This window comes from Bacteroides sp. RTP21281st1_H5_RTP21281_210402 (genome assembly GCF_040918965.1).
GTDB lineage: Bacteria > Bacteroidota > Bacteroidia > Bacteroidales > Bacteroidaceae > Bacteroides > Bacteroides congonensis.
Map to the genome: position 1 here is coordinate 485,131 of NZ_JBCOWR010000001.1, position 10,166 is coordinate 495,296.

The 10,166-nt window shown below is 43.7% G+C and carries 7 protein-coding genes; all 7 read right to left on the minus strand.

Features of this window, described 5'->3' with window-relative positions:
* Positions 1 to 56: 56 nt before the first annotated feature.
* The gene (locus AB5443_RS02000) at positions 57 to 1,277 is read right to left on the minus strand and encodes a glycoside hydrolase family 88 protein (protein WP_022139926.1); all 1,221 of its coding nucleotides are present in this window, start codon (positions 1,275 to 1,277) and stop codon (positions 57 to 59) included.
* A 49-nt stretch (positions 1,278 to 1,326) separates the two neighbouring features.
* The gene (locus AB5443_RS02005; RefSeq protein ID WP_368113103.1) at positions 1,327 to 2,976 is read right to left on the minus strand and encodes a glycoside hydrolase 43 family protein; all 1,650 of its coding nucleotides are present in this window, start codon (positions 2,974 to 2,976) and stop codon (positions 1,327 to 1,329) included.
* Between the two features lie 281 nt (positions 2,977 to 3,257).
* The gene (locus AB5443_RS02010) at positions 3,258 to 5,072 is read right to left on the minus strand and encodes a RagB/SusD family nutrient uptake outer membrane protein (protein ID WP_368113105.1); all 1,815 of its coding nucleotides are present in this window, start codon (positions 5,070 to 5,072) and stop codon (positions 3,258 to 3,260) included.
* A gap of 208 nt (positions 5,073 to 5,280) precedes the next feature.
* Positions 5,281 to 6,669 carry an alginate lyase family protein gene (locus AB5443_RS02015; protein WP_289621882.1) on the minus strand — a complete coding sequence of 463 codons (1,389 nt, stop codon included), beginning with the start codon at positions 6,667 to 6,669 and terminating at the stop codon, positions 5,281 to 5,283.
* 28 nt (positions 6,670 to 6,697) lie between these two features.
* The gene (locus AB5443_RS02020) at positions 6,698 to 8,134 is read right to left on the minus strand and encodes an Ig-like domain-containing protein (RefSeq protein ID WP_333697253.1); all 1,437 of its coding nucleotides are present in this window, start codon (positions 8,132 to 8,134) and stop codon (positions 6,698 to 6,700) included.
* A 33-nt stretch (positions 8,135 to 8,167) separates the two neighbouring features.
* Positions 8,168 to 9,886: a RagB/SusD family nutrient uptake outer membrane protein gene (locus AB5443_RS02025; protein WP_289621884.1), complete on the minus strand. Its 1,719-nt coding sequence runs from the start codon at positions 9,884 to 9,886 to the stop codon at positions 8,168 to 8,170.
* A gap of 12 nt (positions 9,887 to 9,898) precedes the next feature.
* On the minus strand, positions 9,899 to 10,166 hold a 268-nt coding region (locus tag AB5443_RS02030), incomplete at its 5' end, for a hypothetical protein (RefSeq protein WP_368119583.1).

Genomic DNA, 10,166 nt, shown 5'->3' on the forward strand with positions numbered 1-10,166 from the left:
TTATTTTTTAAGCCAATCTGTACTGTGGCATTGGCAGCATACTTCACTTAATCGCCTTATCCAAGCACTCCATGCCCTTCCTGAAGACGTTTTAATCTTAACAAGGCTTCGATATAATAGTAATCCGCATAAATAATAGAAGCATCTATTTCCGAATGATTCGGCCAGTGTCCTGTGCTGTGCAACAGGAATGAAGGCTTACTTTTACCACTCTGATAGCTGTCGGAATTCAGACTCGCCAACATCCCGATAGCCGCATCCTTATAACGTTTTCCTGTTCCGTTCGGAAGATACGTAGATAATTCGAGCAAAGCGGAAGCAACCACCGAAGCTGCCGAAGCGTCACGAGGAGCATTTGGAATAGCCGGGTCATCGAAGTCCCAATAAGGAACTTTATCTTCAGGCAGTCTTTCCAGATAGACATCCGTCACTTTCTGCGCAAAATCCAGGTATTTCGGGTCTTTCGTTTCACGGTAGACTACGGTATAGCCATAAATTGCCCATGCCTGTCCGCGCGCCCACATAGTGCTGTCAGCATATCCCTGATGGGTGACTCCTTTAATAAGATTCCCCGTAATCGTGTCATATACAGCTACGTGATACGAAGTATAGTCAGGACGAAAGTGGCATTTCATGGTCTTGTCCGCATGGGCAACCGCTACATCATACAGATAGGGATTACCGCCATTCTTCGCTGCCCAGAAAAGCATTTCAAGATTAATCATATTGTCCATGATGGTATTGTGCGGCCAGTTGCGCGGCTTCACTTCGCGAGGCCATGAAAGGATAGTGCCCACTGTCGGATTGAATAATGTAGCCAATGTATCGGCTGTATCCAGTATCACTTGTTTGTAAGCAGGATTCTTGGTCAGGCGATAACCATTTCCGTAGCTACAAAATACGAGGAAACCCAGGTCGTGGTCGAAAGCCGGAATTCGAGACAGGAACTCCAGGGAGTTGGTGAACTTCTCAGCTTCTTCCCGAATCTGCTTATCCTGTGTATATTCGTAATCATACCAAAGAACCCCCGGCCAGAAACCGGCACACCATTCTTCTTTCGTCGCCTTACGGCAGTTCCAGTGCTGCTCGTCGGGCATGATATTACGCGGCATCATCGTATAGTCAATACCGGAATCCGTTTTCAGTTCTGCAAGCGTACGTTGTGTCTGTTCCGCACAGTAATCTAATGCCTTATTCACATCCAATGTACCGGAAGGCTTGTGAGCACACGTACAGAATCCTAACATCACAGCCAAACCTACTACAACCTTTTTCATCGTTCAATATCTTCGCGTTAATTCTTAATCTATCTATTTTTATTCTTTTTTACTTAGTCATCCGGAACCAGTCGACATCCACCCATCCGCGGTTTCCCTCATTGGGAGTCACACAGAATACACCGACTTTTGCTCCAATCCATTTACCTTGACGGGCGGTGAAGTTCTCTCCTACCGTCGTATATTTCTTTCCGTCCAGGCTATAAGCAAACGAACAAACTGCTCCTTTACGAACTTTTACCTGTAAGTAAACAGTTTTCCATTCATTGTCCGCCACGCCCGGCATCTTCAGATATTCTACCGGGAAACTGGCAAGTTCTTTCACCTGTTCGGGATTTTTCAACTCCGCATCTTTGCAGACTGCCTGTTGCAGAATAAACTTATCGCCTGCTTTGCGAACGGACAGGTAACTGTAATCCCATCCCATCACAATCAGTCCGGCTTGTTCGCCGTCCTGTTTGGCTGTAAAAGTCAGCTTCGTGGTTGCTGTAAACTCTTCCGCCGGAAACTTCTGCATCAGCAGGTTGGGCACTTCCCAGAAGTTCACAAATTCTTTTGACAGGCTGCCTGCGTACAAACGAATGTATCCCAAATCGGTAGTAAACCCGTAAGTGTCCTGCTTATTGGCATGCCATTGCCACTGTAATCCCAAATGGCGGGTGTTGAATTCATCACTCTCGGGCGGTGTGGCTACCGGATATGTCTTTCCTACATTCGGCTTTCTATATGAAGTGACAGGTTCTCCGCAACCATCTTTGTCCTTATCTACTCCGATTACCGGCCAGTCTGCTTTCCATTCCATCGGATTCAGGTGAATCACACGTCCGTAAGCCCCTTTATCCTGAAAGTGAACGAACCAGGATTCTCCCGCATTCGTGTCTACCCAAGCTCCCTGATGAGGGCCGTTTATATTCGTCTTTCCTTGCGCCATGACGATTTTCGATTCATAAGGGCCATAGATGTTCTTCGAGCGAAGTACCAGTTGCCAACCGGTCGCTACTCCACCTGCCGGAGCAAATATGTAATAGTATCCGTTACGTTTATAAAGTTTCGGGCCTTCCACCGTATGGTTCTTTCCATCATTTCCGTCGAATACCATGACAGGAGCGGATATTGCTTCCGTTCCTTCGGCATTCAGTTCACAAATCACCACGATACTGTTCACTCCGCTACGACTTCCGGCATAGGCATGTACCAGATATACTTTACCGTCTTCGTCCCAAAGAGGAGTCGGATCAATCATTCCTTTTCCCGCCTTTACCAACACCGGTTTGCTCCATTCCCCTTTGGGGTCTTTCGCCTTTATCATGTAGATTCCAAAATCAGGATCGCCCCAGTAAATGTAAAACTCCCCGTTATGGAAACGTATAGACGGTGCCCATACGCCCTTTCCATGCTGTGCCATCTCAAAAAACTCTTTCGGTTCCTGCACCGGCAACGCATAGTTTACCAGCGACCAATTCACCAAATCCTTGGAATGAAGGATAGGAATACCCGGGATACAATTGAAACTGGATGCTGTCATATAGAAATCATCTCCGGCTGCACAAACATCCGGATCGGAATAATCAGCATGAAGAACCGGGTTCTGATAAGTACCGTTTCCCTTATCAGCCACCCAGGTCTTTGAAATTTCTTGTGCGCCTGCCATGGTGCAGCAAGCCATCATTCCTGCTAAAAACAGAATCTTTTTACGCATAGTACCTAACTAATAATTCTTTTCTAAATTCAATTGTTATTCCTAAAAACAGGTTCTTTCCACCTTTATAAAAACTAATCTATCGGAGAACTGAATATATTCTCTTTCCTAAAACAATCTATTTACTGACCTATTTGCTTATATATACGAAGGGGATTAGGTAAATACCTAATCCCCTTCCAATATTTTTTCTGTAAATCTTCCAATCTATCAGTTTCCCTCTTCAAGCCTGTCTTATTCATCAGGCTATCCGGAAAGATTTCCTGACCATAGCCGCTTACTTAATAATATCCCGCGTTTTGTCTCAGTTCAGGATATCGCATCAAGGCTGCCTTAGGAATCGGGAGCAATGAGTTCTTAGGAGACTGATAGCCAAACCTGTTTCCAATCTTTGCATCCAGTACTCCCCAACGTCTCCAAGTCGAATATTCCAAGCCTTCATATTGCAAATAGGAACTAAACAGCGTATTGATGTGGTTTCTAATATCTTCCTTTGTAGAACCGGCAGGTGCTATTTCAACTTTACCCTCCACCTGCATTATTTGGTTCAAAGGTGCTATCGCGTCCGCTATATTCCCCAATTCGTTGGCCGCTTCCGCATACATCAGAAGAACTTCCTGATAGCGGACAGGATGATAATAAAGGCCTTTACTCAAGCCACTCCACGAGAAAACGCTATCGTCATAGTCTCCCCAAATAACAGACTTATTAGCCCGACTGGAGAATACGTCTGTATTCGAAACAAGTGCATATCGCCCCATATCTATCACTCTTTTACAATATTCATACGCCTCTTGATATCTTTTCTGGCTCAGGTAAACCCTTGCGGCTATCGCATAAGCAGCTCCCTTCTGTTGTTCCGGAAGATGTTGTACCGCTTCATTCAAAGAATTGGTCAAGGCATCCGTCGTACATACAAACTTATCATTTCCGGCATCCCATACCGCAACCTGATTATAAAATCCCAGTACATCCGCATAAATCAGACTCATGTCAATTTGTACCGAATTAAAGAAGTCCTTCCAGGAAGCATCTGCATCTGTACCTTTCTTCTGCAAGCCCGCACCTAAATCTATTGCCTTATAAGCCGTTCTCCAATATTCATAAGAACACGAATCAATATCATTGCGATACGAGAAATTGCCATATCCGTAACACAGCCTTTGATTAAGAATACGGTTCTGGTCATAAAAATTCTTAATGCAAGACTGCCACTGTTCCTTTGCCTTGTCTAATGGCATTTCATCATCCGCCTGCTCTCTCATGAAGCAGTATTCTGTCTTATTTCCGGTATCTGTATAGATAACCATATTCAATCCCCCTTCCGGTATCTGTTCGTTCCCGTCAATCTTGCCATCGACATTCCAGTCAACGTACGTTTGATAACCGGCTCTATATAATTGATAGAAAATGGTATCGGAAGCGTGACTGATTGTGATTTCACCCAAACTATTCGTTACATTACGTTCCAAAGAATCCCTGGTACTATTCAAGGCTTTTACAACAACTCCTTCTAATGGTATACAATTGCCGTAATCATCTCCTGTCAACTTCATGACCTTAAATGTGGTACGATGCAATATCGGTTCGGACGAGCCGGTTTCACGTGCCGGTATCAACTTGGGAACCACATAGATATAACTATCACCTGCCTGTACCGGTTCTCCCGCTACCACCACACCATTTATTGAAATTTCGTCGCCTGCTTTGGAAACTAATAATTTCTCACCGCTCACACTCGTCAGTTCCTGCCCGTCCGTCAACTCTTCTTTTTTATAAGTACCGACAACAATGTGACGTTTCACAGACACAGTATCCAGTCCTGCTTTCGCCCTTGTGTCAGCAAGTTCATTCCTGACGGCAAATACAGTGATTTTCTCAGCAGTCACTCCTGTCAGATCGGCCTTCTTCAACACTTCAACAAAGTCACTAGCCTGAGGCACTGTCTCTTCCAGTGTCTCTACTATTTCTATTATCACTTCCGGCGTTTCCTTGGGTAGTTCCTGTGGCTTCGGTTGTTCATCTTCATTATCGGAGCAAGCAGCCATAAAGCATATCATTACCCCAAACAAATACATTAATAGTTTCTTGTTCATACGATATAAAATTAAGTAAAACACAATGCTTGTGGCAAAATTATATATTTTTCATGAAGATGTATCTTGCTTTTTCGGAAACAAGGTTGTTTCCCGGGATATAACAAGGCAATCCGATTCCACCCAGCCATATTTGTTTATGATATGAAAAGAGGGAATAGGCAAGCGCCTAATCCCCCCATAAACTATTTTTTCCAAAACTTTCCGGTTATTCACGATACATCATCAGTGTTCCCCAGCCTAGCTGGTCAAACGCTCCACTATTAGTGCCATAACGGCTCGTTCCGTCGGCACCGCACTCGGGACGCATCTTGTCGGCGGCCTGCTTGGCATATTTATAACCGCTACCCAAATTCTTCACTTTAGCGTAGTGATTGTATAGAATCTCCCATCCCGGACGAAGGCTTCCTCGCCCTGTATCATCGGCAACAGATGTATGGGTGACACCGTGGCTTTTATTGGAACATGAGCAGTCAACACAATATTTATACGTATTAAAAGGCATTTGGTCTTTTGCCAGTAACCACGCACCGGTCGTATTCATTTGGTCGGAACCGTTACGCAAATTAAAAAGCGCCGTGTATTCACCCATCTTCATGACAACGTTGTCATTAGCTGCAAAGAAATCAAGTTGCGGCACTGATTTATTGCCTAAATAGAAAGTATAAGCCATCTGGCAAAGATTTGCCGTTACTGCAACAGACATCATGGCATGTCCTTGGTCACGACCACTTTCCTGATTCTGCGCAATTCCTTCACCGCTTCCCAACGGATCTGTAAATGTACCTTGAATCAATTTTCCAATATAACCATTTCCTACCCCATTATAAAAATAGTTCACTACATAGTTCACCATATCATCTTTTTCGTTTAAGATGCCAATAGCCAAATAAGAAGCCAGACTCACCAAATCCCAGTTAGCCCAATAGTGGTCGTTACACTGTCCGGCATGATTCTTCAAGAAGTCAAGATTCTTGGCGGCAAATACATCCATCATCCACTTCTTAAAATCTGCCTTATCATTATCCGCCCACTTATCACAAGTTTGCATAATTTCAGCAGCATTGGCAAAGGTGTATCCCTGCACACCGGCTGCCAACACTTGATTAGCATCATTAGATGTAATTCCTTTACACTTATCCGCCCAGGCATTCATTACCTTGATAGAAGCATTAGCATATTCTATATTTCCCGTCAGCTTCCACAACATAGCCAATTGATAGGCAGCAGCCGCGTCGCGCATAGCTTTATCATAGTTTTCCCTATCCACTCCCGTACCAGTAGGATCACCACGCACAATCCATTCGGTGGGGTCTGCTACATAACTTGGCAAAGCATAGGCACTGTTCTTCAATTTCTCAAATTCATCTTTTACAGCCTGTGGAGCCGTACCGTCATCCAACATAGTCTTTACACGAGCAAAATCTGCATCATTGTACATAGCACACGGATGTTGGTAAGTATAACGCCCGTCGACCTCAATATAGGGCATTGGCCAGCTGTCTATATCGGTTGTTCCATCTTCGATTTCACTGGAACAGGCTGAAAAGCCTGTTGCCAATAAAAATCCTAATGCAAATATCATATTCTTTTTCATACTGTCTTCATTAATGGTTATTATTCAATTACTTGCCTGCCGCCACTTCTGCTTCGGCAAAAGCTTTAGCTTCATCCAGACTCTTGAAAGTGCGAATCCAGTAAACTGTATATTTACTAGTTGGCAAGTTTTCATTCATTATATCAGCTATTTTCACTTGAAAAGTATTAGCAGTTACTGCGCCTGCCGCAGCAACGCCAGGATTTAATTGAGCCACATCATAATACAACATGTGTGTGCCATCATCCAGTATTACCCCCGTATTACACTTTTTACCACTTACGTTTCCGGCACTTGTCACTAAATCCAATGTATATTCCCCTCCTTTTCCGGAGCCTTTCCCGCCACTCGGCAGAGTGGTACGCAATGCAATAACAGGATATTGTCCAAAGTCCATAGTAACGGGTACAGCGGTATATTTCAAGTCGGCACGTTTCATTGTTGCATTTTGTGCACCGGCGGTGACAACCATTTTCCCATCTTCAATAGCGATGCTTGAATATGCTTGCCCCAGTCCCCAATTCTTAAATTCATTCCGACCGTCCCAAATCCACCAGCCACTTACAACCGTGATAGTAGTGGTAGATTTCACGCCTGTTGCCTGACAAGTAGCAGTAATCTCAGTTGTACCGAATCCCTTCGGAGTAACCACACCCAAATCCACAGTAGCTACATCTTCATTACTAGATGCCCAGTCAACAGAACCTAAAGTTGCGTTAGCTGGTGTATAAACGACATCCAAATTGATGTCCCCCAAAGAAACGCAGACAGGTTCGGTATAGGATTTGATCTCAACATTCTCTACCGGAATATATTTCACTACAGTCAAATCATACGAACCAAACACCTTGCTATAGTCGTGCGTATAAGCCAGGATTTTTGCCGTTCCGGCTTTCTGGCAAGTCACTAATCCATTTTGCGAAACAGTAGCCACATTTTCATCAGTACTGCTCCATGTCAAATAAGAATATGTATGATTGGCTGGTAATATGTCAGCAGCAAACTGCAAACGATCCGTTTCGTAAATCACTTCTCCCTCACGTGGATTAACAAGTGTCACACTTTCGGCTTTTATTATCTGAGGAATAACATTTACTGCCACTGTAGCCTCAGCTCCAAAACCGATAGAAGGAGTAGCACTAATCACGGCCGTACCTTCTGAGACACCGGTAATTGTACCGTCCTGCGACACACGCGCCACAGCTTCATTCGTAGATCTCCAAAGAATAGTCCGATCTTCCAAATCATCCGGGGCCTCAACTTTATAAACAATAGTAGAATCCATATCAATAGCCAACGGCAATATTGGACTGACATCAAACGTAATGGAATTTATCAATTTTGCTTCAGGCATGGCAGGTGTAAATTCTTTATCCTTGTCGCATGCAGTTAAAGCCAGACAGGCAGCCACAATTCCCATTGACACACCTTGCAAGTTCTTATATATCGATTTTCTATTTTTCATACCTAATTATAATTTAATGAATGAAAGGAACGGTTATTCTCCCCAACCCGGGTTTTGCTTCAAGTTCGGGTTCAACTGCAACTGGTCTGTCGGCAACGGATAGAGATAATGTTTGCTTTCCCATTTACGTCCGGTTTCCAGTATAATATAACCTTCGCTGTTTTTGGCGTAAGAGACATTCGGCCATTTGGTTTCGTACTCCGTACCCTTCCACTTGATACCCAAAAAATCCTTTGGCATTTCTGTTTCTGCAGTTTTCCATCGTTTCAGGTCGTCGATACGGAAACCTTCGTTAAACAATTCTACTGTACGTTCGCGACGAATTTCATCACGCATACTCAGTCCGTTTGTCGTAACAAAGCTATTACTCAGTTTCGGCATTTTCGCATTGATACGGTTACGCACCAAATTCAGAGATATATTTAAATCTTCGTCCGAAATGGCATCATCACGCTCAAAGACTGCTTCCGCATAGTTTAACAGCACTTCTGCATAACGAATAATCGGATAATCATAGCCTTCATTTTCTGATTTCACATTTCGTTCTGCCGCCCACTTCTGATTAGCGTACCCACTGCCGCTTGCAGGAGAATACCCTTTGATGGAAGCCGAAGCTCTATCCACAGCATCATTAGTCCAATTGACACGAGAATTTTCATTACTCCAATAATAAGCACCGGGAACACACAAAGTGTAAAGCATACGGTTATCACGGTTCAAATACTCATGGGCAATCTTTCCATCTGTCTTGAACAAGTATAAAGACGATTTTTCAATAGGAAGCCCATCCTGGCAAAGATACATCGCCGCAAACTTTTGAGAAATCAGTTGTGCATTAGCAAGACATTCTTTTGTAATATTCTTGCCTATCGGGTTCAATGTTTCGTCATGACGGCGGGAGAAAATATATTCTGTATTAGAAGCCTTCAGGAGTCCTGCAGGGTTGGATTTCACATCTTCCAGAATAAACATGTATTTCTGAGCGCTATCCCCCAACACAGCCGGAGTGTACAAAGAGAACTTCTTGCTGTTTATCACTTCTTTGGCAGCTTTTGCAGCAATATCCAGCAATTCTTTACCACGTGCCTCATTGCCGCGGAATTTCTGCCATGTACCTTCATAAAGAGCAACCCTTGACAAGAATGCCCAAGCACCTTCGCTTCCAACTCTACCATTTTCTACCGCAGAAGTAAGCGGCAACAATCCGGCAGCATCCTTCAAATCCTGAATCATCAGATCGGCAACTTCTCCACGGTCATTACGGGCAGCACTCATTTCGGAATCAGTAACATCCAGTGGAGTTTTTGTTATTATGACATCGCCATAGAGCTGCAACAGTTCAAAATAACAGTAAGCGCGGAAGAATTTTGCTTCGCCTATGTATTGAGCAATATCACTTTGGTTACTGTAAGTTTCAGCTTTCTGCAAGAGAATATTAGTACGGCGGATACGGTTGTAGTTGTCCGTATAGTTATTATCGCCTGCCGGAATGGAGTTTGTCCCATTGCTATAAACATTCGTTCCACTTTTATCCATAATCAAGTCCGAACGTTTGTCTGAATGGGGCGCATCATAGACACTGTTCGAGAAGTCGCGCGTCCAACCATAAAACTGATTGGCAAATAATTTGAAATCAGATGCCTCTCCCCAATAGTTACCATCTGCAATCTGGTCTTTCGGATCCAAATCAAGACATGAATAAGTAAGGCATCCCAATGCCAGTATCAAAATAGCTTTTAATGTATATTTCATAATTCGTCTCAATTAAAAGGTTAAGTTTAATCCAAAAGTCACTGTACGTAAGAACGGATAACGCTTTGCATCGTCCACAGTGCGACTGGCTTCCGGATCCCAACCGTCGTTGATATTACTGTGTTCCCAAAGGTCGGCTCCCGATACGTAGACACGAGCTTTAGAGAGCACTTTTGTCTTGTTCAGCAAAGTAGAAGGCAATGTATATCCCAATGTCACATTCTTCAGACGGAGATAAGAACCGTCTTCTACCGCCCACGAGGAACACTGATAGTTATAG